The sequence below is a fragment of the Armatimonadota bacterium genome, from assembly GCA_016789105.1.
Taxonomy (GTDB): Bacteria; Armatimonadota; Fimbriimonadia; order Fimbriimonadales; family Fimbriimonadaceae; genus UphvI-Ar2.
This window is the reverse complement of sequence record JAEURN010000006.1, coordinates 278,866-303,178: the sequence shown is the minus strand read 5'-3', so window position 1 is coordinate 303,178 and position 24,313 is coordinate 278,866. Positions and strand designations below refer to the sequence as shown.

The 24,313-nt window shown below is 58.8% G+C and carries 23 protein-coding genes; 17 read left to right on the top strand and 6 right to left on the bottom strand.

Annotated features, from left to right (window positions below; all coding sequences use genetic code 11):
* Positions 1-21: 21 nt before the first annotated feature.
* Together JNM28_07145 and JNM28_07140 are read left to right on the top strand one after the other, a co-directional pair.
* Complete coding sequence (locus JNM28_07145; protein ID MBL8068208.1) at positions 22-813, top strand: PEP-CTERM sorting domain-containing protein; 792 nt, start codon at positions 22-24, stop codon at positions 811-813.
* A 78-nt stretch (positions 814-891) separates the two neighbouring features.
* Positions 892-2,298 (top strand): glycosyltransferase family 4 protein, encoded by a 1,407-nt coding sequence (locus tag JNM28_07140; protein MBL8068207.1) that lies wholly within the window; start codon positions 892-894, stop codon positions 2,296-2,298.
* Here JNM28_07140 and JNM28_07135 read toward each other — a convergent pair.
* Genes JNM28_07135 through JNM28_07125 form a run of 3 tightly spaced genes read right to left on the bottom strand, consistent with a single transcriptional unit; the run spans position 2,295 to position 3,725 of the window.
* Entirely contained in the window at positions 2,295-2,975 is a 681-nt protein-coding gene (locus JNM28_07135) for an aquaporin (GenBank protein ID MBL8068206.1), read from the bottom strand. The two genes, JNM28_07140 and JNM28_07135, sit on opposite strands and share 4 nt — an antisense overlap.
* Positions 2,968-3,375 (bottom strand): arsenate reductase ArsC, encoded by a 408-nt coding sequence (locus tag JNM28_07130; GenBank protein MBL8068205.1) that lies wholly within the window; start codon positions 3,373-3,375, stop codon positions 2,968-2,970. Before JNM28_07130 ends, JNM28_07135 begins: the two co-directional genes overlap by 8 nt.
* Positions 3,372-3,725 (bottom strand): helix-turn-helix transcriptional regulator, encoded by a 354-nt coding sequence (locus JNM28_07125; protein MBL8068204.1) that lies wholly within the window; start codon positions 3,723-3,725, stop codon positions 3,372-3,374. The genes JNM28_07130 and JNM28_07125 overlap by 4 nt, the downstream gene beginning before the upstream one ends.
* 95 nt (positions 3,726-3,820) lie before the next feature.
* Between JNM28_07125 and msrA the strand changes: the two genes are divergently transcribed.
* The 13 genes from msrA (at position 3,821) to JNM28_07060 (ending at position 16,446) form a co-directional block, all read left to right on the top strand.
* Positions 3,821-4,315, top strand: a complete 495-nt coding sequence (msrA, locus tag JNM28_07120) for a peptide-methionine (S)-S-oxide reductase MsrA (GenBank protein ID MBL8068203.1) — start codon at positions 3,821-3,823, stop codon at positions 4,313-4,315.
* A gap of 147 nt (positions 4,316-4,462) precedes the next feature.
* Positions 4,463-6,022: a Flp pilus assembly complex ATPase component TadA gene (gene tadA, locus JNM28_07115; GenBank protein ID MBL8068202.1), complete on the top strand. Its 1,560-nt coding sequence runs from the start codon at positions 4,463-4,465 to the stop codon at positions 6,020-6,022.
* A gap of 3 nt (positions 6,023-6,025) precedes the next feature.
* Entirely contained in the window at positions 6,026-7,249 is a 1,224-nt protein-coding gene (locus tag JNM28_07110; protein ID MBL8068201.1) for a type II secretion system F family protein, read from the top strand.
* Positions 7,246-7,689, top strand: coding sequence for a type II secretion system major pseudopilin GspG (gspG, locus tag JNM28_07105; GenBank protein MBL8068200.1), 444 nt, complete (start codon positions 7,246-7,248; stop codon positions 7,687-7,689). The genes JNM28_07110 and gspG overlap by 4 nt, the downstream gene beginning before the upstream one ends.
* Positions 7,690-7,697: 8 nt before the next feature.
* The gene (locus JNM28_07100) at positions 7,698-8,264 is read left to right on the top strand and encodes a GspH/FimT family pseudopilin (GenBank protein MBL8068199.1); all 567 of its coding nucleotides are present in this window, start codon (positions 7,698-7,700) and stop codon (positions 8,262-8,264) included.
* The gene (locus JNM28_07095; protein MBL8068198.1) at positions 8,254-8,643 is read left to right on the top strand and encodes a prepilin-type N-terminal cleavage/methylation domain-containing protein; all 390 of its coding nucleotides are present in this window, start codon (positions 8,254-8,256) and stop codon (positions 8,641-8,643) included. The genes JNM28_07100 and JNM28_07095 overlap by 11 nt, the downstream gene beginning before the upstream one ends.
* Positions 8,640-9,368: a type II secretion system protein GspJ gene (locus JNM28_07090; protein MBL8068197.1), complete on the top strand. Its 729-nt coding sequence runs from the start codon at positions 8,640-8,642 to the stop codon at positions 9,366-9,368. Before JNM28_07095 ends, JNM28_07090 begins: the two co-directional genes overlap by 4 nt.
* The gene (locus JNM28_07085; protein MBL8068196.1) at positions 9,365-10,609 is read left to right on the top strand and encodes a general secretion pathway protein GspK; all 1,245 of its coding nucleotides are present in this window, start codon (positions 9,365-9,367) and stop codon (positions 10,607-10,609) included. Before JNM28_07090 ends, JNM28_07085 begins: the two co-directional genes overlap by 4 nt.
* The gene (locus JNM28_07080) at positions 10,606-11,877 is read left to right on the top strand and encodes a PilN domain-containing protein (protein MBL8068195.1); all 1,272 of its coding nucleotides are present in this window, start codon (positions 10,606-10,608) and stop codon (positions 11,875-11,877) included. The genes JNM28_07085 and JNM28_07080 overlap by 4 nt, the downstream gene beginning before the upstream one ends.
* Positions 11,874-12,596, top strand: a complete 723-nt coding sequence (locus tag JNM28_07075) for a hypothetical protein (GenBank protein ID MBL8068194.1) — start codon at positions 11,874-11,876, stop codon at positions 12,594-12,596. The genes JNM28_07080 and JNM28_07075 overlap by 4 nt, the downstream gene beginning before the upstream one ends.
* On the top strand, positions 12,583-13,239 hold the full coding sequence (locus JNM28_07070; protein MBL8068193.1) for a hypothetical protein: 657 nt from the start codon (positions 12,583-12,585) through the stop codon (positions 13,237-13,239). The genes JNM28_07075 and JNM28_07070 overlap by 14 nt, the downstream gene beginning before the upstream one ends.
* Positions 13,223-15,670: a hypothetical protein gene (locus JNM28_07065; GenBank protein MBL8068192.1), complete on the top strand. Its 2,448-nt coding sequence runs from the start codon at positions 13,223-13,225 to the stop codon at positions 15,668-15,670. The genes JNM28_07070 and JNM28_07065 overlap by 17 nt, the downstream gene beginning before the upstream one ends.
* Positions 15,667-16,446: a hypothetical protein gene (locus JNM28_07060; protein ID MBL8068191.1), complete on the top strand. Its 780-nt coding sequence runs from the start codon at positions 15,667-15,669 to the stop codon at positions 16,444-16,446. The genes JNM28_07065 and JNM28_07060 overlap by 4 nt, the downstream gene beginning before the upstream one ends.
* 64 nt (positions 16,447-16,510) lie before the next feature.
* Here the strand turns inward: JNM28_07060 and JNM28_07055 are convergent, their stop codons facing one another.
* Positions 16,511-17,161 (bottom strand): SGNH/GDSL hydrolase family protein, encoded by a 651-nt coding sequence (locus tag JNM28_07055; GenBank protein ID MBL8068190.1) that lies wholly within the window; start codon positions 17,159-17,161, stop codon positions 16,511-16,513.
* On the bottom strand, positions 17,158-20,307 hold the full coding sequence (locus JNM28_07050) for a glycosyl hydrolase (GenBank protein ID MBL8068189.1): 3,150 nt from the start codon (positions 20,305-20,307) through the stop codon (positions 17,158-17,160). The genes JNM28_07055 and JNM28_07050 overlap by 4 nt, the downstream gene beginning before the upstream one ends.
* 137 nt (positions 20,308-20,444) lie before the next feature.
* Here JNM28_07050 and JNM28_07045 point away from each other — a divergent pair, with 137 nt between their 5' ends.
* Both JNM28_07045 and JNM28_07040 read left to right on the top strand, forming a co-directional pair.
* Positions 20,445-21,596, top strand: a complete 1,152-nt coding sequence (locus JNM28_07045) for a DUF389 domain-containing protein (protein MBL8068188.1) — start codon at positions 20,445-20,447, stop codon at positions 21,594-21,596.
* Positions 21,597-21,624: 28 nt separating this feature from the next.
* Entirely contained in the window at positions 21,625-22,101 is a 477-nt protein-coding gene (locus JNM28_07040; protein MBL8068187.1) for a hypothetical protein, read from the top strand.
* A 7-nt stretch (positions 22,102-22,108) separates the two neighbouring features.
* Here JNM28_07040 and JNM28_07035 read toward each other — a convergent pair whose 3' ends face one another.
* On the bottom strand, positions 22,109-24,283 hold the full coding sequence (locus JNM28_07035) for a hypothetical protein (protein ID MBL8068186.1): 2,175 nt from the start codon (positions 24,281-24,283) through the stop codon (positions 22,109-22,111).
* Positions 24,284-24,313 lie beyond the last annotated feature (30 nt).

Genomic DNA, 24,313 nt, shown 5'->3' with positions numbered 1-24,313 from the left:
GCGGATTCGAGAGGAGCAAAATTGAAAAAACTCATTCTTCTGGCGGCACCGCTGTGCCTGGCGTCTTCAGCTTACGCTCAGGTGGCGTTTGCAGGTAGTTACAGCCAAAACTTCGATAGCTTGCCTTCCACGGGAACTAACATCTGGTCCAATAACACGACACTGCTTGGTTGGTATGCCGGCACAGATGTCACTGCGGGCATGACGTCTTTGATTGCTGGGTCAGGCACCAGTACGACAGCGGGATTCTACACGTTCGGTCTTGCGGGGACTAATCCGGTGACAGAAAGGGCACTTGGTTTTGTCACGTCAAACGCGTTCACCGGAGCTTCAGGATCGGGCCGTAACTCCATCGGGCTATTCCTCCAAAACACTTCCGGAACTGCGCTGACCAACATTCAAGTCTCATATCGCGGCGAACAATGGCGCCAAAACGGCAACACGACTGCACAGTCACTCACTTTCGGATATGCCGTCAATGCGACCCAAACGGATGCGGGTGTTCTCGCGGCTTCTACAACGACGATTGCCGGCCTCACATTCACAAGCCCGATCACCGGATCATCAGCGACATCCCTAGAAGGAAACCTACCCGCTAACTACTCGGACCTGTCAGCAACTCTGACAGGCCTCACGTTGAATGCCGGCGAAACGCTCCTGCTTCGCTGGATCGACGTCAATGACTCGGGCACTGACCACACGCTGGCGATTGACAATGTCGTGGTGACCGGCGACGCCGTTCCCGAACCCGCGACCATAACCATCCTCGCTGGGGCGGCCGCCCTTGCTGCGCTCCGCCGCCGCAAGAAGTAACCCCGCACGAATCCGCAAATTGCCCCCGGTGGTCAATCCGCCGGGGGCAACGTGCTTTTCTCGGGCAAAATAGAACCCATGCGGGTTGTGATGCTAAGTTGGGAATACCCTCCCCGGATCGTCGGGGGAATTAGCCCGCACGTTTACGAACTCTCCCAAAAACTCGCCGCCCGCGGGGTGGAAGTGCATGTCGTCACCAAGAGCACCCCCCTTGCTCCCGACGAGGAAACCGAGCCGAGCGGGGTCCAGATCCACCGCGTCCATCTAGAGCGAGAACCCGACAACTTCATTCACGAGATCCAACTCCTCAACAAGGCGACCGACCTCCGGTGCCGGCAACTTCTGGAGGAATGGCGAGAAGAAGGCAAGCCCACGATTTTTCACGCCCACGACTGGCTGAGCCTTGATTCAGCGCGGTCGCTCAAATACGAATACCAACTGCCAATGGTGGCAACCATCCACGCCACCGAACAAGGCCGCAACAACGGCATCCATAACGACCTCCAGCGGTATATCCACGAATCGGAATATTGGCTGAGCTACGAGGCCTGGCGGGTCATCGTGTGCAGCGAGTTCATGAAGAACGAAGTCAACCGGTATTTCAACTGCCCCTTTGATAAAGTCGATGTGATTTACAACGGCGTCGACCCCGCCAAGTTCCGGTTCGAATGGACAGAAGAGGAACGCACGGCGTGGCGGGCAAAACTCGCCCTGCCCCAAGAGAAAATTGTGATGTATGTGGGCCGATTCGTGCGGGAAAAGGGCATCCATGTTTTGCTGAACGCCGCTTCCGTCGTTTTAGCCAACGAGCCCGACACTAAGTTCGTGATCGTCGGCGGGGGCAACCGCGCCTCTTTGGAAAAATTCGTCCGGTGGTACGGCCTGCAAGACAAAGTTTTATTCACCGGGTTCATGGCCAACCGTTCCTTGCACCAACTTTTCCGGAGCGCGGATGTCGCCGTCTTCCCTAGCCTCTATGAACCGTTCGGGATTGTGGCGTTGGAAGGCATGGCGGCCGGGGCGGCGGTTGTGGCCAGTGATGCCGGCGGGCTCAAAGAAGTCGTGTTGCACGAACAGACCGGGTTGACGTGTTATGCCGGAGACCCGGGTTCGCTAGCCTGGGCGATTTTGGAAGCCTTGCGCCATCCGGAAAAAACCGGACGGTACAAGGAGGCGGCCGACGTCCGGTTAGAATCGGATTTCGATTGGGGCCGCATTGCCGACCAGACCATCGCCGTTTATGAACGCGTTTGGCAGGAGTTCCTGGGCAGCTATTGGGCCGACCGGACACTCTGGCCGATCAGCGACGGTGCGCGGGAGCGGGCCGAACTCCTCCGAGTCAAGGAAAAAGCAAAATCCGGTGCCTACATTGCCCGGCCGATGCCCAACATATCCCTGCCCGACGTCAAAATCCACGCCGAAGAGGCCCTCCACCCGGGCAAGAAACCCGAGGACGAGGTCGAAGAACCTTCGGCGGTGGACTAATCGGTCACCTCGGCGGCGATTCCATCGGGTGCCCCTTTGGCGTGTTCGGGCTCCAGCCGCAGATATTCAAAGAGCACTGCGGCGGCAACGGCCCCAAGTGGCGGGATGCTCAGATAGAGCCACACGTTGTTTAGGGCTTCACCCCCGGCCATCAATGCCGGCCCAAGGGAACGGGCCGGGTTCATTGACCCTCCGGTAACCGATCCGCCAACCAGCACCCCCAGGACGACGGTCAACCCGATCGCGACCCCTGGGATTGCGCCGCTGACCCGACGATCCGTGGCCACCGCCATGATGACGGCCATCAGCGCAAAGGTCACCAGGAACTCGGTGGCAATGTTTCTCCCAATAAATTGCGTGGCTGGGACATGAACCCCCAGTCCAGGTTTGAGGGCCAAGCTTCCAAGGGCCGCCGCCGCTATCCCACCCGCAATTTGGCAAAGCACGTAAGGGGCCACGTGCTTCCAAGGAAACCGCTTGGCGACCGCGAACCCCAAGGTCACCGCCGGGTTAAAGTGGGCTGCCGACACCGGCCCGAAAACGTAAATCATCGCCATCACCGCCAAGCCGCTGATCCAGGCCATCTCGGACAATCCTAGTCCGGCAAAGGCACCCCAAATGGGTGCGGCGACGATCATGAAGCTGCCGACGAACTCGGCCACGTAGCGCTTAACCACGGCTCAGACCATCCAAGAGTTGATTGATCCGCTTCCGGATTTCATCCCGGATCGGCCGCACAGATTCGATCCCCTGCCCTGCCGGGTCATCCAACCCCCAATCCTCGGTCACCAGGAACTTGGCCGGACACGATTCGGCATCAACCCCGCACCCCATGGTGATGATCCGGTCGGCGCGATCGGCCATGGCCTGGGTCAAGAGTTTGGGGGATTGATGGTTCATGGGAATCCCAATTTCGGCCATGGCCTCCGCGGCGACCGGGTTCAGGGACTTTCCGCCTTCGGTGCCGGCGGATTCGGCACGCGCCTCAAGTCCGCGTTCCTTGGCTTCGTGGTTGAAGAGCGCTTCGGCCATTTGCGACCGTCCGGCGTTGTGCACGCAAACGAACAGTATTCTCATATTGCGCCGCCTAGGCATCCGCGCCCGGTTGCCGCCGCCAACCCTCCAAGGTATCCGGATATCTCGCCGAGCGCCTGGCCGTTGAGCCGGCAGACTGTCCGGCGCCCCTGCTTGGTTAACTCCACCAGACCGGCGGACTCCAATTCGTGCAGGTGGTGAGAAATGGTGGATGTGATCTTGTCGGCACCCGTCAGTTGGCAACAGACTTCCCCAGCCGAGAGGCCAACGACCGACCCATCTTCGCCTATCGCCCCCTCCGAGTCGCACTGGGTGGCCAGCAAATCGATGATCCCTAATCGCGTCGGGTCGCCCAGGGCACGGAACGCCGCCACTTTCATTTCGAATTCCATCGAAACGACGATACCCGGCCTGGCGGTTAGTGGCGCAAACGGTCTTGACTAGGCCCCGCGAACAATTCCGCCAAACTTGACCTTTAAGTGATGCTATGGCTGAACTCGAATTAGCAACGGTCGCAGGAGGGTGTTTTTGGGGGGTGGAAGACCTTTTCCGCAAGGTGCCGGGAGTCAAATCGGCGGTGAGCGGATATATCGGCGGGCATAGCCAAAACCCCACGTACCGCGAAGTCTGCAGCGGATTGACCGGCCATGCCGAAGCCGTGCAGATAGCTTTCGACCCGGATGTCATTTCCTATTCCGAGATCTTGCACATATTTTGGGAGATCCACGACCCGACCACGCTAAACCGCCAGGGGCCGGATATCGGGACGCAATACCGATCGGCGATCTTTGTCCATTCGCCAGAACAAAGAGCGGCGGCCGAAGCCAGCAAAAGCTGGGCGCAACAGTTCTTCCCCCGCCCAATCGTCACATCGATCGAAGACGCATCAACCTTTTTTCCGGCCGAGGAATACCACCAGGAGTATTTTTCAAAAAACGGGGGCCATGGTTGCCATGTCCGCCGGTCGATCGGCCGTGAGTAATTGGCTGCAATCCGCTTGAGGGGCAGGAACGAAACCGGATCCAAACCCGTATGAACAGAGTCCCATTGCGAAACGCGCGGGACTGAACTTTTGCCGGCGTGCCACGTCAGCAAAGGAACCTGCCTGCAATTGAGGAAATTCTAGCCTGTGGCCCTCACCCCCGAACAAGAAAAAGCGACCGGACTCGGTTTTGGTTTCGTCGACCTTGAAGTCGAAAAGCCGGATGCCGCCGTGCTCAACCTCGTCCCCAAAGAATTTGCGCTTAAGTACCAAGTGTTGCCCCTCTCGGCGCACAACGGAACCTTGAGTGTGGCAATCGGCGGGCTCAAATCACTCCCGGCCACCGATGACCTTTCCGTCTTGGTGGGCAAAGACATCCAAGTCTTCATCGCCGACCCGGCCCTGATCCGCGACAACCTTGAAAAGCAGTTCCTGGAGGGGATGCTTGGCGATATCTCGGGGGCCGAAGAGACATTCATTGATGCCGAAGACGTCAGCGACCTGGCCGACCTCCAAAAACTGGCCGGGGATGCGGCCGTCGTCCAAATCGTCAATCTGATGTTTGCCCAGGCTGTCCGCGACGGGGTCAGCGACATCCACGTGGAGCCGTATGAGAAGGAACTCAAGATCCGATTCCGGATCGACGGCATCCTCAAAGACTCCATGTCGCCGGCCCGGAGGATGCATGCGGCCATCATCAGCCGCATCAAGATCCTGGCTGAACTCAACATCGCCGAACGCCGCCTCCCGCAAGATGGCCGGATCAAACTGACCATCGGGGCCCGCCAGGTGGACGTCCGCGTCTCAATCGTCCCCACCGTCCACGGCGAACGGGCTGTTATGCGGATCTTGGACAAAGGGACGAGCATGTTTACGCTCCCTCAATTGGGGATGCGCGAAGACACGTTCAAAACGTTCCGCAAGGTAATCGGGATCCCGTACGGCATGATTCTGGTGACGGGCCCGACTGGATCCGGTAAATCCACCACCCTCTATGCGGCGCTGCAGGAAATCTATAGCCCCAAGCTCAACATCTTGACAATCGAAGACCCGGTCGAATACCAAGTTGCCGGGATCGGCCAAATCCAAGTCCGGGCGAACATCGGCCTGACATTCGCCTCTGGGCTGCGATCCATTGTCCGGCAGGACCCCGACGTCATCATGGTCGGTGAAATCCGCGACCACGAAACAGCCGAGATCGCCATTCACGCCGCCTTGACGGGCCACTTGGTTTTCAGCACCCTGCACACCAACGACGCCCCCAGCGCCATCACCCGGTTGCTGGATATGGGGGTCGAACCGTACTTGGCGGCCTCATCGATTGTTGGCGTGCTCGCCCAACGCTTGGTGCGGACGAACTGCTCCAATTGCAGCGCCCCGCACGAGGAAAAGCCGGAGCTCCTCTCCGCAATCGGCATCAACCCGGGCGATTACGACCACTCGAAGCCGCCGTTCCGGGCCGGAAAGGGGTGCGAAAAATGCAATGGGACGGGGTTCAAGGGCCGCCGGGGTCTTTATGAGCTCATGACGGTGGACGAGGAAGTCCGGCGCATGACAGTGGATCATTCGCCAGCGAGCATGATCAAAGACCACGCATTGAAGGCGCAGAACATGAGGACGCTGCTCGGCGAGGGCCGCTTGGCCGTTTTGGAAGGCGTCACAACCGCCGAAGAAGTGCTCCGGGTCTGCCAGCGGGAGGATATCTAAACCTTGCCGACTTTTGCCTACTCCGCCGTCGAACCGTCGGGCCGCAAGCGCACCGGCGTTCTCGAGGCATCCGACCAACAAGCGGCTGTTGCCCTCCTCACGCGCGAGGGCAAGTTCTTGTTGGAGATCAAAGAGCAGGCAAAGGCATCCGAATCCGCTGAGTCGCACGATGGCGAAAGGAAACGCGCTAATTCGACCCGGGCCGACCTCGCCTTGTTCACGCGCCGCATGGCCGACCTGAGCGACGCCGGGCTCCCGCTCGACCGGGTGCTTTCCGTCCTCGCCGAGCAATCGGAATCCCTCCCGCTTTCCAAAGCAGCCGAAGCGGCCCTGGTCGAAGTGCAGGGCGGTCTTTCGGTAAGTGATGCCTTGGCCATGCAAGGCACCAAGCTATTCCCCGAGGTTTATACGCAAACCCTGCGGGCGGGAGAAGCCAGCGGGCAGTTCCCTGAATCAGCTGAGCGGTTGGCCGACCTGCTGGAAAACGAAGTGACCCGCCGTTCCCAGGTGGTTTCCGCCTTGGTCTATCCGGCGGTTTTGACCGGGGTCGCCGTCTTCGTCGTCGTCTTTTTGCTCACGTTTGTCGTGCCGCGGTTGAGCGGCGTTTTCAAAGGGATGGGCGATAGCCTCCCGGCCGTCACCAAAGCCCTTTTGGCGACAACCGGGTTCATCACAACCAATTACCTGCTGATCATCGGGGTGTTGGTTGGGGGGGCGGTGCTTTACCGCGGTTGGGTCGGAACGCCGTCCGGCGCCCTTGCAAGGGATCGCATGCTGATGAAACTCCCAATGGCCGGGCCCATCGTCAAAAAGTCGACGGTCAGCCGATATGCCCGCGTCCTCGGCACGCTCCTGCATGGCGGAGTGAGCATCTTGGAGGCACTGGACCTCTCGGGCAAATCCACCGGCAACCTCGTCTTTGCCACCACTTCCGAGAGCGTTTTGCAAGATGTCAAGGAAGGTGTTCCGATCGCGGACGCGATGAAGAACACCGGGGCCTTCCCGCCCGTGCTCACCCACATGGTCGCGATTGGTGAGGAAACCGGGGACTTACCAAAAATGCTTAACCGCGTCTCGGAAAGTCTCGACTTCGAAGTCGAGCAAGGGTTGCGCCGCCTCACGGCCTCCCTAGAACCCATCATCGTCCTTGTCATGGGGGCGTTCGTCGCTTTCGTCGTCCTCAGCATCATGCTGCCGATCGTTCAAGCTCAGGAACTCGTCAAATGAATCCGAATCCGCGCAAATCCTCCGTCCTCCGCAGGGGTTTCACCCTCATCGAACTGCTCGTGGTCATGCTCATCCTCGCAATCCTTGCGGCGATGATTGTGCCCCGGATCATGAGCCGCACCGGCGAAGCCAAAATCTCCGCTGCCCGCGGCGACCTCGTCAACCTCCGCAAAGCCCTCAACCTCTTCTACATCGACGTAGGCTCTTACCCGACGACCGAAGAAGGCCTCGAAGCCTTGCGAACTCCGCCTTCGGATGCCGCCGGGTGGAAAGGCCCCTATTTGGAAAAGCCGGTTCCAACCGACCCATGGGGCTACCAATACGCCTATGAGTTCCCCGGCCCGGATGGCGATGCCTCGTTCTACCTGTATTGTACGGGTAGCGACGGCGCCCCCGGCGGTTCGGGTGACGCGGCTGACATCATCGAGTCTGGCGAGTAACTGGCCGCATGCCGTCGAAGGATCAGCGCGGGTTCACAATCGTAGAGGTGGTGATGGTGGTTTTCATCATCGCCATCCTCTCGTTTGCGATCTTCCCATCCATCACGGCCATTGAACGGAGCCAAAAGGCCATGGGTTTCCGGAATGCCCTGGAATCAGTAGCCCAGAAGGCGCGGAATGAGGCCATCCACAACAACCGCGCCACCCAGTTGAAATTCGACACAGAAGGCCGGATCGGGTGGGATTATGCCGAAGAAGCAGTGACGGAGAGCCAAACGGCCAATGCGCCGGATATCGAACTCGGAGCGGTTCGAGACCCGGTTGACCCAACCCCAACTACGGAGTTCACCGGCTACCAACTGGCAAACGACAGCGTCAGCAAATCAGATTGGCTGGTTGGGTTTTATCCTGATGGTTCAGCCGACCGCGCCTACCTGGAATTCACCATGGACGGGCAAACGTTTGTGCTGGCGGTCAATCCCGAGAGCGGGAGCTCGGCCGTCGTCCAAAGCACAATCGACGACCAGGAAGAAACACAATGGAAGGCCGGGGAGGTCGAACGCCGTGTCGGCTAAGCACCAGTCCGCTTTCACCCTGGTCGAGGTCGTCGTGGCTGCCTTTATCCTGGCCGTCGGGATCACTGGCCTGATGGGCGCACTGAGCGGCCTCTCGTCCGCCGAGATCAAAGTTGCCCAAAGAGATTTGATTTACCGCATCGCCGCCGAAAAGCTCGACGAATTAGTGGCGACAGAGGCCTGGAAATCAGAGGCTGGCGGTTCTTTTGACGACACTCGGCTCAGTGACTACACCTGGTCGATCCAGGAGGTCAACACCGGCGTGGAAAATGTGACTGGTCTCACCCTCACCGTCTCCTCCACCAGCAAAGGCGAGGTCACGGTTTCCACGTTAGTTTTTGAGCCGCCTCAAACAAGCGGGGGGACACAAGGCACATGAAACGCCGGGGGTTCACATTGCTCGAACTTTTGGTGGCCTTGGGGCTCAGCCTGATTTTGATCGGCGCGATTTCGACGTCGTTCCAACTCGCCTTGGACTATTCGCGGACAACCCCCGCGCGATTAAACAAATTCCAAGACGAAGTCCAACTCCGCCGGACGCTCGCTCAACTCATATCCGGTGCCTACGTTTCATCCGACACCGCCGACAACCTGACCTACCTGGCCACCCAAAGCTCAGGTGGAGAAGCCGGCACCCCCGACACGCTGGTCTTCACAACCTTGGGCCAGCCGGTTGCGGGAGGATTTTTGCTGAGCGACAGCCCGGACACCGAGGAGTTGAACTCCCGGTTCGGCCCGCAGGGGGGGACATCTGAGGTCAGTTTGAGCACCGTTCCTGTTGGCGAACCAAACCAAACCGACGCTTCGGGTCTATTTCTCAGGATCCAAACCCCATCCGACGGCGACCCGACGCAGGGAGGGACGGAGCGCTTGCTGGTCTCCGGAGTGACTTCGGTGACCTTTGAATTTTGGGATGGGGGAAGTTGGGTGGACACCTGGGACACCGTGAATAGCGGATCCCGCCGTCTGCCGGCGGCCATCCGCATGACTTTGGAGTTCAGCGAGGGCGACCCTCAAACCATGACCTTCCGGGTGCCGGGCAGCGATGTGACCGCGGCAAATCCGATCACCATTACCGGCGGAGGAGCGCCGACTGGGCCATGAGATCAAAACGTTCGGGCAGTGCTTTTGTTTTGGCCGTCGGCACGATCCTCGTGTTGTCAATCGTCGTCGCCGCATTCAGTGTCCGCCTGGAATCCCACATCCGGGCCGAGTCCAACCGAATCGGCCGGATCAAGGCGGAACAGGCCGTGCAGGCGGGCATCGCTCGGGCAATGGCGACCCTCACATCGGCCAACCTCAACGCCTTGGATACAACGGAAGAATGGGCGACGATCGGTAACGCCGGAGCCGAAGAATTTCAAATCGGCGACGCCTCCGTGCGGATCCAAATCGTGGATGCCACGCGCTTTGTGGACATCAACTCGGCCACCGAAGAGCAGTTGGTCAAGATGAACCTGACCGATGAACAGGCGGCATGCTTGCTGGATTGGCGGGAAGATCAAATCCAACCCCGCGCGCTCGGAGCAAAGGACGAGTTCTACAATGCGCTCGAAACACCTTACAACGCCAAATTGCGCCGATTTGAAAGCGTGAACGAGATCTTCTTGGTCAAAGGGTTTACGCCGGAGCTGGTTCTATTGCCACCCCAAAACGTTACATCGAACCTGCTTGCATCGGGAAGCGCTGAAGACCAGCCATCGCTGGCCGACCTATTCCAGGTGGATTCGCAATCCCCCAATACGCGGGCTGACGGATCCCAACGTGTGAACCTGAACGTTGCGCAGAACCCCCAAATGGTCCAGGCGGGAATCCGCAACCAGGCGGCTCAGGCCATCATCCAACGGCGGAACACCCAAGGCCAGTTCACGAGCTTCAACCAAGTGTTTAATGTTGCCGGCATCAACGCCCAAGATGCGGAAACCCTGCTCAACGTCGCTACGGTGACCAACGAAACGACGCTGAATGGCAAGATCAACATCAACACCGCATCGGAACAAGTGCTCAGGACAATCCCCAACCTCACTGAACAAGAGGTTGCCGGCATCGTCCAGCGGAGTGGACAGTTCCGATCTTTGGGGGAATTGGTTTCAAATGCCGGGCTCAACACGGCCACTCTTGGCCAAGTCGCCGACTTTTTCGCCATTGGCAGCAGTTCCTTCCTTGTCTATGCCGAAGGCCGGAGCGGTCCAACAAAGGTTTATTGGATTGCCCACATCGCGGTGGAAAACGGCCAACCCCGCATCACAAAAATGGAACGGCCCCTCCAACGCAACCCCCTTGCCAAATGGGGTTGGGATGACGACGCTTCTACGACGACTACCTTGATCCAACCAGCCGAATGAGCAACTTTCCTGTCATCGAATGGGCACCCGAAGCCTGCCTGGTCTCCGACCCTGGCACGCATAAGATTGCCAGCTATGTTTCCCCGGTTGAGGCCCTCGCCGCCTTGGGGAGGCCAAGAAAAATCGTTTTGGCGCTCGGCCGCCGGCAGACTTTCGTCAAGTCGATCCGCCTGCCGGATGTCCCGGTGGAAGAAGCACGGAACCTGCTCCGGTTCCGGTTGGACGACCTCTTCCCCATCCCTGGTGCGGAGGCGGCCTATGACGTTATCGCAACCGGCGACATCAACCATGAGGGTCGGGAATTCATTGTCTTGGCCACAAAGACGGAAACCTTGATCCAGGCCCGCAGCCTGTTTGCCCATGCCGGGGCAAAGGTCGAGCAAGTTGTGCCAGCGGCCCTCGGCGGGCAACACATCGCCGACACGTCAATCGATTGCCTTCTTGTTTCTCCCTGTGCGGAAGGTCTGGCGTTCGATGCGTTCCACCATGGGCACCTGGCCTATAGTCGGGTCGGACCCTACCCTTCCACCCAAGCCGAGATGGAAGTTGAGATCGGCCGGTCTGCCGCAGCCGCCGGAATTGCGAACCCTCTGGTTGTCGCCCATTCCTCGCTTAACCACCTGGTGACGCCGGAAGTGAGGTTGACCGACGAACACCCGCTTTCCAACCTCAACCGCCACCCGGTGCAGACGAATTTGCGCCTGCCTGAGGATTTGGCGAAGTTGCAGAGCTCCAAGCTCAACGCCCGCAAGCGGCTCGCCCTCATTCTTGGTCTCGCCGCCGTCGCCGCGGCGGCCATCGCCTGGTCGGCGCGCGATGAGGACATGGCAACCGAGGCGACCGTGCGCGAAAACTATCGCCGCCAGATTGATGCGATCAAGGGCCAAAAGGATTTGATCAACGTCGAAGCCTCAAAGCTCAAAGTGCAGTCGGACCTGGTTGTGGACGGGATCGAACCCAAGCAGCATTTGGCCGATGTGGTCACTGTGGCCGCCAATGCGGCCCCCGACGGACTCTGGCTCACCGGACTTTCCATCGAGCGGGGCAAAGACCTCACCGTGCGGGGGACGGCGACCAGCAACACCCAGGTGGCGGCCTTTGTGGATTCCCTTTCCGCAACCCCGCGGTTGCGCGACGTCCACCTGGCGTTTAGCAACAACAACAACATCGCCGATGTGCCGGTCGTCCAGTTCTCGGTGACGGCGCACGTTGTGGGCAACATGCCCCTGACAGATCCGAAGAAGACAAAAAAGGCAGGTAGGAAATGAACTTTGAATTCGGCAATAACCTCCGCACGTGGAACCTGGCATGCTACGCCTTGGCCACCGTGGTCGCCGCAATCGCCATTGCCCACGCGGTCTTGCCGATGCCCAATCCGGAAGCCGCCAAGAAAGATGGCAAAGGCCGGCTTGAGCTTGCCAAATCGGAGCGGGACATCGCCCAAAAGGAACTCGACGACCGAAAAGCTGGCTCGGCGGCGATATGGGAGGGCCAGGCCGAAACCGTCACCCCGCAAGTCCTGCAATCGGTGACCATGATCGCCAAGACCCAAGGAGTCAACCTCAAGAGTTTCCGCCCGCAAAACCCGGTGGCCGACGGCAATCTGGCTCGGGTCAGTTACAGCGTCATGGTCGACGGGCCGTTCCCCAAGGTCGTCGCCTTCATCCGCGCCTTAGATTCCGAATCCAGCCGGCTTGGCGTCAACCTGGTGCAGATGGCCTCCGTTGACCAAGAATCCGACAACATCGGGGCGACAATCGGGGTGATCGCCTTTGTCCGGATGCCCGAGGCGACAAAGCAATCTCCCACACCAGCGGGTTTTGTTGCTGATTCGGCAAAGGAACTAGGAACCCCGGGCGGGAGACCGGACAAGGTGGCCAAGGCCGAAGAGCCCAGCGGCGGAAAAAACACCAGCCAGGAACCGAACACCGGCCAAACCGGTACGTCTACGCAAGGAAGCGCAAAGCAAAAGAATGGCGGCAACTAACAAACGCATGTGGATTTATGGTGCGGTCGTTGTGATCGGCGTAGCCGGATTCATGATGACCGAACCCGAGAAAAAGCCTTCGGCCGGTGGTGTTGCCATCCGGAAGGGTGCCGGAACCCCGACAACCACGAAGAGTAGCAAAGTCTCGGCTTTCACCGAAGAGGATCTCGAAGCGAGCTTCGCCCGCTTGGATGAACCAGTCAATAATGTGTTCCGGCCCGGTGTCATCGACCCATCCAAGAGCCGGGGTGGCGGGGCCGAGATCCCCAACCAAATTCCGGCCGACTTCATGGGCGGGGAGAACGGTTGGTTGCTCACCGGCATCGTCACCTTTGATGGGCGCACTGTCGCCCTCCTGGAAAACCCTTCGCAGAATGAAGGCCAGTACTTGGGAGTCGGGGAAACCCTGAAGTCGGCAACCGTCATGGGGATCACGCGTAACAGCGTCACCTTGGCCGGGCCGAACGGCAGCAAGGAATTCACGATTTTGGAAAACCGGCCCATCGTCGACGAAAAAGGCGTGAATGCCAACAACCAACCGTTCGACCCCCTGGTGGGCAATATCGGAATCAGCAACGCCTCGGCCGAACAACGGCCCCCGACCAACTCCCGATCCGGAGCCACAAATGAACCCACGAATTAAGCTTGCCAGCACCCTCGCCTTGGCTATGGCCTTGGTCGCGCCGTCTTTTGCCTTTGAAAGCGCCGGGAAAGATTCGCCTGCTCAATTCAGCACGGGCGGAACCGGCCAAACCACCAAGAAGCCCTGGGAAGAATTCAAGCTGCCGGATAAGACGGTCAAGCTCAATTTCCGCAACGCGAATGTCGATCTCGTGCTCGACCTTTTCATGAAAGTCTCGGGCATCACGATCGTCAAAGACCCCAGCCTCAAAGATCCGATGACCCTCAGCAGCGCCAAAGCAGTGCCGATCGGTGAAGCGTTTGAAATCCTCAACGCGGCTTTGGGTGTCCGCAGCTATTCCATGGAAAAGCAGGGCAATGTCCTGGTCATCAAAAAGAAGGATGACCGGAACAACGGCCAAATGCAGTTCGACCCCTCGATGCTTCAGCAGTTCACCCAACCCCAGGTCGAGCTCAAGGTTTATCGCGTCAAGTTTGCGGCGGCCAACGAAGTTGCCCGGGTCATTAACGAAGTTTTTGCCCAACAAGAACAAGCCAACAACCCGTTCCAATTCGGCGGTTTTGGCGGCAACAATGGCCGCGGCGGTCGCGGGAACTTTGGCCGAACCGGTTTCAGTTTCGGCGGCATGAACTTTGGCCAGCAACAGGCACCTTCGGTTCGCGCGAGCTCTGACGATTTCAGCAACTCGGTCATCGTCAATGCCCCTCGTGACAAGCAGCGGGAGGTGGAAGACCTGATCGAACAGATCGACCAGCTGACCGATGCCCCCCTCACCACCAAGATTTACCCGTTGGAATTCGCTTCGGCAAACGACCTCGTGCAAACGGTTCAAACCGTGTTGACCGCCAATGCCCCCACTGGCCGCGGGAACACCGGACAGGCAAACCAAGGAGGGTTCAACGCCTTCATCCGCCGGGTCACCGGCCCGGGGCAGGGCGAAGCCAATGTCACGGCCGACGTCCGATCCAACTCGCTGATCGTTTCGGCCACTGCAGAAAACCACAAGATCCTAGACCAGCTCATCAAAGATCTGGACAAAGAAGTCGACGTTCAAAACACGACGTTCGTCATCCCCCTCAACAACGCCCGAGCCGATAACGTTGCCGACCTGCTGAACCAAGCCTTTGGCAGCAACGGGCGCAACAACCGGACCGGCACGGGCACCGGGACAAACCGGACAGGCACCAACAACCGCAACAACACCAACAACCGGAACAACGGCGGCGGCGGTGCTGGGCTCAATGGAGGCCGGGGCGTGGAAGATGTGCCGGCCCGGATCGAACCCAATGCCAAGGGCCAAAACGAGCTTTATCTGGATTACGAAGATAACAGCGACGAGCTCTACACCCAAGTGAGGACAGGGCAAGGCGGATTTGGCGCCCAGCTCGGCGGGCAGAACCGCAACAACCAACAAGGCGGTTCTAGCCAAGTTGCCCGTGGGGCGGATGGTCGGCTTGTCAACGTGCGCGACCTCAGCGGCCAGGTGACCATCATCGCCGACCCAAACACGAACAGCCTCATCGTCGTCACGGCTCCGGAAAACGTGGACATGATCCGCCAAATCCTGACCCAGCTCGACCAAATCCCAGAACAGGTGATGATTGAGACGCTGATTGTCGAAGCGACTCTGGACAAAGCCCTGAAAATGGGGGTCGAGTGGAATTTCACCCAGGATCGGGCGTTTGGCAACAACGCTACCGGCACGGGGTCAACGACCTTCGGCGATCAGACCGCCAACCCAGCGTTGCAAGGTTTGCGCTATACGATCACCGGGCAAAACTTCAGCGCGTTCCTCAACGCGCTGGCGTCCGACGATAAGTTCCAGGTTCTCAGTACGCCGCGGATCTTCACCTCCAACAACGTGGAAGCGGAGATCAACATCTCCCAAAGCATCCCGTATATCCTTTCCACCCGGGAAGACGCCAACGGGAACCTGACATTCAACTATGCGTTCCAAGATGTCGGCATCGTGTTGAACGTCACCCCGCGCATCACCCAGAACGGGATGGTGACGTTGGACGTGACCCAAACCGCCAACGACCTGCAAGGTTTCACCGACTTCAACGCGCCCATCGTCAACCAACGCCAGGCGTTCACCACCGTGTCTGTCGGCGACGGCGACACCGTTGTTTTGGGCGGCATGATGCGCAACACCGTCACCAGCAAAGTGAAAAAGCTCCCCTTGCTGGGCGACATTCCCATCTTGGGCGAACTCTTCAAGAGTCGGTCGAATTCCGAAACAAAGACCGAACTCCTCGTCTTCCTCACCCCCAGAGTTGTCCGCAATCCCGAAGAGTCGGGCAAGCTGCGCAACGATGAGGTTCAACGCCTAAGCAAACCCAGCCAAAAGGCGATGCAACAAAACTTGCCGCCCACGGCCAAAAACAACTCCGGCATCAAAACCGGCCCCAAAAAGGAAATCGGACAATGATCAACATCAAGTCACTCGCAGTTGCGGCCCTAATCTTTGGTGTCGCAGTCCTCCCCCTCTCAGCAATTGCCCAAGGTCGCGGCCAAGGCGGTCAAGGCCAAGGTCAAGGCCAAGGCCGAGGCGGCATGTTCCAACGCGGCGGCATGGGCCAATCCAAAGGCTTCTTGCTGATGCGCAACGACGTCCGCAAAGACCTGAAAACCACGGCTGATCAAAACGCCAAGATCGACGCGGCGGCCAAAGAAATGCAAGCCGCGATGCCCCAATTCGGCGGCGGACAAGGCGGCGGTCAACGCGGACAAGGTGGCGGCGGCCAACAAGACTTCCAGGCTATGCAGGAAAAAATCCAAGCCGCCATGAAGAAGTTCGAAGAGGATGCCACCAAGCCCTTGGACGACGCACAAAAGGCACGGCTCGACCAAATCAGCCTTCAAATGCAAGGCAACCGGGCCCTGATGCAAGAAGACCTGCAAAAGAAACTCGGCTTTACCAAGGAGCAAACGCGCAAAGTGGAAGACCTCCAAGCCTCCATGCAAACCGCTAACCAGGCGATCTTCCAACGGGTTCAAAACGGTGAGATCGACCGGACGGAAATCCAACCTCTGATGGAAGAAAACAACAAGATCTTGGATCAAGAATTGGCCAAGGTTTTGACCCCCGAACAAACGAAAATGTTTGAAGACATGAAGGGCCCCAAGTTCACCCGCGACCCCAAAGACGATGAAGCGGCCCGCAACATGTTCAACCGCGGCGGTCGGGGCGGCGGCGGTAACTAAAGCTCAGCTGTCCCTCTCTCACACAGGAGTCCCTCGGCCTACTAGCCGGGGGACTTTTCTTGTGCTAGGCAGAGAGCGCCCGGACAGCTTCCAGAAACGCGGTGGCAATCATCATGTGGCCCGCAGTGGAAAGGTGGATCCGATCCCAAGCTAACGCCATGGGCGGAACATGAACCATCAACGCATCCAATTCACCTTGGATATCGACGAATATCGCGTCGTTTAGGTTGGCTATCTCCATGGCGCTGGCGCCATATTCATCCATCAGGGCCCTCATGGGTTCATCCGTGTTTGGTTCGGCGAAAAACGGGCTCATGACCACGACGCCTTGGCACTTGTCTTTTGCCATACCGACCAAACTATTCAGTGTGGAGCGGTATTCGGGGAGCCGCACATGGGTTTCCACCTCCAAAAACCGGTCGAATTGCCGCCAAACGTCGTTGATTCCAATCATGACGCACACCCAGTCGGGTTCCAAATCCAACACGTCGTCGTCCCACCGGGCCGATAAGTCGCGCACAGTGTTGCCCCCGACGCCCATGTTCTGCACCCGGATTCGCGACTGGCCCCATTTCACCTTTAAATAGGCGTCAACCAGGGAGACATAGCCTGTTCCCAACCCCCCGAAAGCCGATTCCCCAATTGGCCTTGCCCGGCCACAATCCGTAATGCTATCGCCGGCAAAAAGCAGGGTCGAACCCGGGGCGATGATCAAAGCCCGTCCCCATCCCCCTGGCCCGGGGCCGATTCCTGGTTCTCGTCTTGAGGGCCGGATCCGGCGCCGCCGCGCGCCGGCCGGAGCTCGTCGAACTTCGGTGCGAGCTCAGCACGGCCGGACGCTTTGAGGGCCGCATTCAGAATCGGGACAGATTTCCCGACAAAGTCGTCAAACCGATCCCTTTCCGCTTTGTAAAGCCAGCCCAAGCGTTCAAAGACGGCATAGGATTGCTTTGTCGGGCCATAGTCGCCGCTTTGAATGGTTCCTAAAAGCGCGGCCAACCGGTTGATGAGTTGCGGGGGGAAATTGAGGAAGTCTTGTCCGGCACGCGCCTTGCCCTGGTTGAGGCTTGCTTCAACCGCATCCAAAACCTGGAGCGGAACTGATGCCAGCTTTTCAAGTTTGGGGTCGCCTTTCACCGATTCCTGGATTGCCGTCCGGTAACCCCGGCATTGGAGAACCATCCGGTTGCATTCCGTGGCCATATCGGCAACTTGGCGGGATAACTCATACTTGGCCACCATTTCCGCATCGGTAGCGGTGCTGCCGGGCGTGTTCATCCATCGGGCGGGGCTGGTGACCGTCTGCTCCAACCCATCGACGGCCAATTCCACAGTGTAGAGCCCCGGCGGAGCCTTCAGTGAGCCGGTGTATCCCGACCACATGAGCAGCCCGGTGAACGACTGCATGCCCGGATAGCTTGGCGAAAGGTAAACCTGGTTGTATCCCGGGGCGAGTTCGGATACTTTCTGCCGGGCCACCGCAAATCCGTCTTTGTCTTTAAGGGTGATAACGGCATTGGTTTCCTTTTGCTTGGCCCAAATGTCGACACGCAAGCCGTAACCCGATGGATTCTTGCCCACTTCCCCGACCCCGACCGGCCCAAACCGCGACGGGTCGCCGATCGCCGACATGACGCTCAGCCGGACTTCGGGGGCAAGGATTGAATCGAAGATGTACCGGTTGTCCAGCACATAAAAGCCGCGGCCATGCGTGGCAATCACCATCTCGCGGCCAGGCAGGGCAATGTCGTGGACGGGGGCATCGGGCAAACCGCCGAGTTTGACCCAGGCATGACCCCGAGAACGCATGTAGACACCTTCTTCGGTTGCGGCATACCATGTGCCCTCGATGAGGGGATCTTCCCGCACGATCCGGACAAAGATGTCGCCGGGGATCCCGTCAACAACACTTTTCCAACTCTTTCCGTAATCCTCAGTGACAAACACATAAGGGCGGAAGTCATTTTGCCGGTAGTTGTTGACCGCCGCGAACGCCCTCCCCATTTCTAATGCCGAGGCGTCGATCATGCTGACGGTCGCCCCTTTTGGCATGTCCGGGGGAGTGACGTTTGTCCAGGTGGTTCCATTGTCCCGGGTGACGTGGATCAGGCCATCGTCGCTGCCTGCCCAAATCACACCGGCTTCAACCGGGGATTCTGCGATGGTGAAGACCGTGCAGTGGACTTCCACGGCGGTGTTATCCTTGCTGATTGGCCCCCCGCTGGATTGTTGCTTCTTTGGGTCGTTCGTTGTGAGATCGGGCGAGATCGTCTCCCAACTCGCACCCCGATCCCGGCTCCGGAGGACGTACTGCGAACCTGTGTACATCACATTGGGATCGTTCGGTGAAAAAACGATTGGGAAAGTCCATTGGAAACGGTGGACGGCTTCAATGGCGCCCCGTCCGATCGGATTATCCGGCCACGGGTCGATCTGGCGGCTCATGCGGGTTCGGTGGTTAATCCACGAGAGATCCCCGCCGTAGTTTCCGCCATAGACGATGTCCGGATTGAGGGGGTCGGCAACCACATAACCGCTTTCCCCACCGGCAGTCGACGTCCAATCTGCGGTGCCGATACCGTTACCGTTCGTCCGGCTGGCAATCCGCACTGTTGAGTTGTCTTGTTGGGCGCCCAAGATATTGTACGGGAAGGCGGTGTCAGTCGAGACATGATAGAACTGACCGGTCGGGTAGTCCTCTGCGCTCCACCGGCTCCCGCCATTGGTACTGACAGCCGCTCCGCCGTCGTTGGCCATGATCAGCCGTTTGTTGTCGCTCGGGTCAATCCACATATCGTGGTGGTCGCTGTGCCCCGCAACCCCTGGCCGGAACGTCTTGCCCCCGTCCGTCGACTTGTAGTACTGCACGTTCATCACATAGACCGTGTCTTTATCTTGGGGATCGGCATAGGTGTTGCTGAAATACCAGGGCCGCTGACGCGGGCCGGCATCGTCGCTTGTTCGTTCCCAGGTTTTGCCGGCATCATCGCTGCGATACATCCCGCCTTCAGCCGCTTCGAGCATCATGTAGATGCGGTTGGAGTCGACAGGGCTGATCGCTATGCCGATTCGCCCCCACACGCCTCCCGGCAAACCCTTGGACCGGCTCACATCGGTCCAGTGTTCCCCTCCATCGGTGCTTTTAAAGAGTTTGCTGCCGGGCCCGCCGGATACAAGTTCCCAGGGACGCCGCCAGCACTCCCAAGTTGCGGCAAACAGAGTATCCGGGTTCTTGGGATCCAAAGCGATCTCCACGGCTCCGGCGACATCACTGACAAACAACGTCTTGCGCCAGGTCTTGCCCCCATCGGTGCTTTTGTAAACCCCCCGGTCTTTGCTCGGCCCAAAAACCGGACCTAAAGCCGCAGCCCAAACGATATCGGGATTAGTTGGGTGGACGCGGATGCGGCCGATGGTCTGCGTTTCGGCCAAACCCATGTGCTTCCAAGTTTCACCCCCGTCCACCGACTTGTAAACCCCATCTCCCGGCGTGATATTCCCCCGGATTGCTGCTTCGCCCATCCCGGCAAAAATGACTTTGCCGTTGCTTGGGGCTGCGGCAAGCGATCCCACGGTTTGCGTCTTCAAAAAGCCATCGGAAACCGGGATCCAGGTCTCGCCTTCATCGGTGGTTCGCCAGATCCCGCCACCGGTCGTGCCCATGAAAAACGTCTTCGGGTTGTCGTTGACTCCGGTCACTGCCGATGACCGTCCACCACGCCATGGCCCGATCGATCGCCATTGGAGTTGCGCGAGACGTGGATCTTCAACCCGGTATGGCTGGGCCGCACACGGCACTGCCAGGGAAACGGCCAACAGAATGGCCAATTCGGGGACGAACCTCGTCAGGAGGCGGTTCATGCTTCAACTTTTACCTAATCAGGGGCGGTACCCACTCACATTCTTGCCAAACGGGGTTGTCAAGTAAGGTAAGGGCAGTGACCACGGATCAGGAATCGAATGAAGGCCAATCACCAAGTTGGCCGTTATGGCCATCCATGGCGGCAAGCGCAGAACGGAAGTCCGAAATCCGGAAACTTGTTTCTGACTCTGCCAACTTCTCGCCGGAATACCTTGCCATGAACCTTCTGGCGACGGTCGTGGCCGGATACGGGTTGCTCCAAAACTCCACGGCAGTCGTCATCGGGGCCATGATCATCGCCACTCTCCTGGGGCCGATCAATGGGTTGGCCCTGGCCTTGAACGACAGCAACCTGTCCCTTCTCAAACGTGCGGGGTTCGCCGAGGCAGTTGGCGCGGGGGCCGTGTTCACCGTATCGCTGTTCATCGGCAAAATGCATGCAAACATCCCGGCCGGTAGCGAGATGCTCGCCCGGACGATCCCCAACATCTTCGACCTTGTCATCGCCTTGGCGGGCGGGGCGGCTGGTGCCTATGCCGTCGTGTCACCAAAACTTCGTTCTGGTGTTGTCGGGGTCGCCATTGCAACGGCCTTGGTGCCGCCGCTCACGACCGCCGGATTGCTGATCGCCCGTGGAGGGTGGGAAAACATCCAGTTGGGCCTCGGGGCTCTCCTCCTTTTTGTGACCAACTTGGTGACCATCCAAGCGGCGGCCAGCGCGGTGTTCTGGATATTCGGTGTCCATTCTCCGATCCGGGCTGCGGAGAAAGGGTATGTCGGGCTTCTCCGGAGAAACTGGCTTTCACTTGTCCTGGTCGTATTGATCGGTGGATTTTTGACGGTCACCTTCCAGGGCACATTGCAAAAGGACGAAAGGAACACCAAAATCCGCCAGACCTTGGCCGTCCTGGTTCAAGTTAAACGACCTGGCTCGGCACTTGCCGACCTCAACGTCAAACAGGGAAATGACGGGTATTCGGCCTTTGCGGTTGTCCGGACGCCGGTCTCGTTCTCGCCTGAAGAGGTCGCCGATGTCGAACAGGGCCTTTCAAGTGCTGTCGGGGAAAAAGTGCACCTCTATGTCCGTTCGGTGATCACCAAAGAAGCCAGCAGCCAAGGTTGGCTCCATGCGGGCACAGACCAGCCCTCGGGTGACACCATCCAAACCACCGCCTTTCCAGGTGACACTCCGGAATCCAATCCGTCTGGCAACGATCCAGTCGCGCAACCCTCAGACGAGGGAAAGATCAAAAGCCCAAATCCGCCAGCGCAAACGGGTGGGAACTAGCCTTGGATCCCCGGCGGTACCGGAGGACGTGGCTCCAATCACTATTTCACTTGCAGTTGCCCTGACTTGGCAAACACCCGATACCGACGCCAAATCGATGGACTTTTGGATCGGGAGCTGGGTTGCCGATTCGCACCAACCGGACAAGGATGGAAAAATGCAACTCGCCAAGGACGCCGCCCACAACACAGTCTCCAAAATCAAAGGGGGGAAGGTCGTCCATGAGGATTTCCATACCGGTGGGTTCAACGGCGAAAGCTGGAGTGTCTTCGACCCAAAGGAATCGAAATGGCATCAAACTTGGGTTGACGACTCGGGGGCCTATCTCACGTTTGAAGGTGGAAAGGTTGGTAGCGAAGTCATTCTCACCCAAACTCACCCGAAGAAGGAGCAACGGATGCGCTTTACCAAGATCACGGCGCAGTCGTTTGTGTGGATTTGGGAGCACAAGGATGCCGCGGGTTGGAAGACCGATTGGCAATTGGATTACCGGCGCACCGGATAGTTTTTGGTCATCGCGATGGGGGCGGGTCGCCCCCCCGGCGCATCGGCCCGATGTTTTTCATGGCCTCCCGGACTGATTCTCGCATGGCTTCCCCTTGCTTTAGCAGATCGGCTGGCAGTTGGCTATAGGGCATCGCCCTTGCGCCAGGGATGACCGCACCGTCGGTCATATCGAACCCGAACCCACCTGAAACTTCGCCTTCGAAGTTCCGGACGTTGGCAAGCAAATACTCTTCGAATTCTGTGATCCTGAGATCTCCGTTCGCCCCCCCTGAACCCTCGATGAATCCAGTGAGAGCGCCGAGCTGCTCACCCGACATGAGTCGGCCCATAGGGTCACCTTTCATCCGGGCCAGAACACCATTGGCAATGAAGACCTTGAAATTGATGCCGGCATCGGCAGGAAACCCATTTTGGAACCGCTCTGTTGGTTCGTTGTCTGCCGCCAAGTCTGGGCCCGGTGGCGATGTCGAAACACCGATCGAAATCGATCCGGCACCCATGGAGGCAAACGGGTCGGGCCTTGTGAGCACCAGGCGCTCAAACGCCGCTCGTTGCGGGACCGACATTTTGGAGTAGAGCCAAGGCGACTCGGCCGGGAATTCGCCCTTGGCGTAGTCTGGCCCCCCTGCCAAAATCACCGACAAATCAGCGTCAAAGGCCGTTCCCGAGGTGAGGGTTCGGTATTCGTAGGGCATGGAGACCCGGAAAAGGGTGGCGTCGGGATCGAGCGGCCCCACGGTCAAGCCACGATTGGCGACGTACCCTGCCAAATCCTTGATATGCCCAAAACCAGCCGCCCGGACACGGCCGGTCAACATTTGCATTTGGGCTCGGCTCACTCTCTTGGACTGGGCGGACAAGGGGTCTAGCGGACGCCAGATGCCGATATCCCCGCCATCAATCCGTTCGACTTCGCTACCAAGGGCCTTTTCGACCGCAGCCTGGTCGATCTTGCCATCCGTCGATTCCGCGATGATCTTTGACCACGCCTCATCCGGCAAGATAGCCACATAGTCCTTCACATCTAATTCGGCCGCCAAAATCTCTGGGATGGCGAGCCCGAGGAAATCATTTTGGGCGGGTTGTTCCAAAAAGGGCTTGAGGGCCGCACTCGGCCGGATCGCCGTCGGGACTTGGCCTGAATCGAGCCGGACTAACCCGCCCCCGGAATGCATAGCCCACGACATGGAGTTCTGCGGACCGGAAGACGTGCCTTGAAACGCGACGAATTCTCGACTTGCTGGGTTCAGAGGGATCGGTTTGGATTCCTGCGGTTCTTCCCTTCCGGGTTCCTCTGCGGCGACTGTGAAGGTCGCGGACTCAGACCCAAGATCTTCGCCATTGGCTCCAACCAGTTGAACCTTTGCCGAATAGGTTCCGTGGACGTTTTGAATGGCAAGGTTGACTTTGGATACGGAGACCACCCGCTGTTTGGGATAGGCCAAGGATCCGTTCCAATCGGCCCCATAATCTTGCTTCCCCGACTTGGCCGCTTCGTCGAAGATGCCTGCCGTCGCCTGCGCAAACTGAGAAATGGCATTGCCGAGGTTCGCATTCAAGGGTTTTTGCAACCGGTTGGGCTGAGTGCTCCAAACAAACCTCCGCCCGTCGGGGATGCTATCCAAGAGTTCCGGTGTCACAGCCGTAAGGGCTTCGGCCAGGACGATTTGCACCGGGCCATGGATTGCGGCCCCGCCAATTGTCACGTAGGGCCTCTCACCCTCTCGCACTTGGAAGCTGTCTTTGAACCGCGCTCGCGCCGCATCAATTTCACCGACAACCCGCTTCGCAGAATCCGGGCCCCAGTCCGCAGACTGGAGCTCAGCCCGCTTTTTGTCGATGCCGGCCTTCAAACTAGCCAACCGTTTCAACCTTTGCTTTGAGGAAGCCTCGGCAGCGCCGTTGCCTTGAGTAAGGGTCCAAGCATCGTTTTTGTGCGACCATTCGCCATAGGTCGCCTTGGCGATCTGATCCATCGCCTCCTGGACAGAACGGCCGTTGAGCGAGATAAAGATCGGCTCATTGGCAAGTGCCCCGCTGACTAGAATCAGCTCGCCACTTGCCGCCGATAGTTGGCTTGCCACTTCGGAAAGCGGCCTTGCCACCACAGAAAGCCGGTCGATCTTCGTATCAAGCCCGTCCGGTCGGAAGGCAGCCAATGCGAACAAAACGGTAGTCATGACCCTTGTGGAATCCCCTACGGGTTTTGA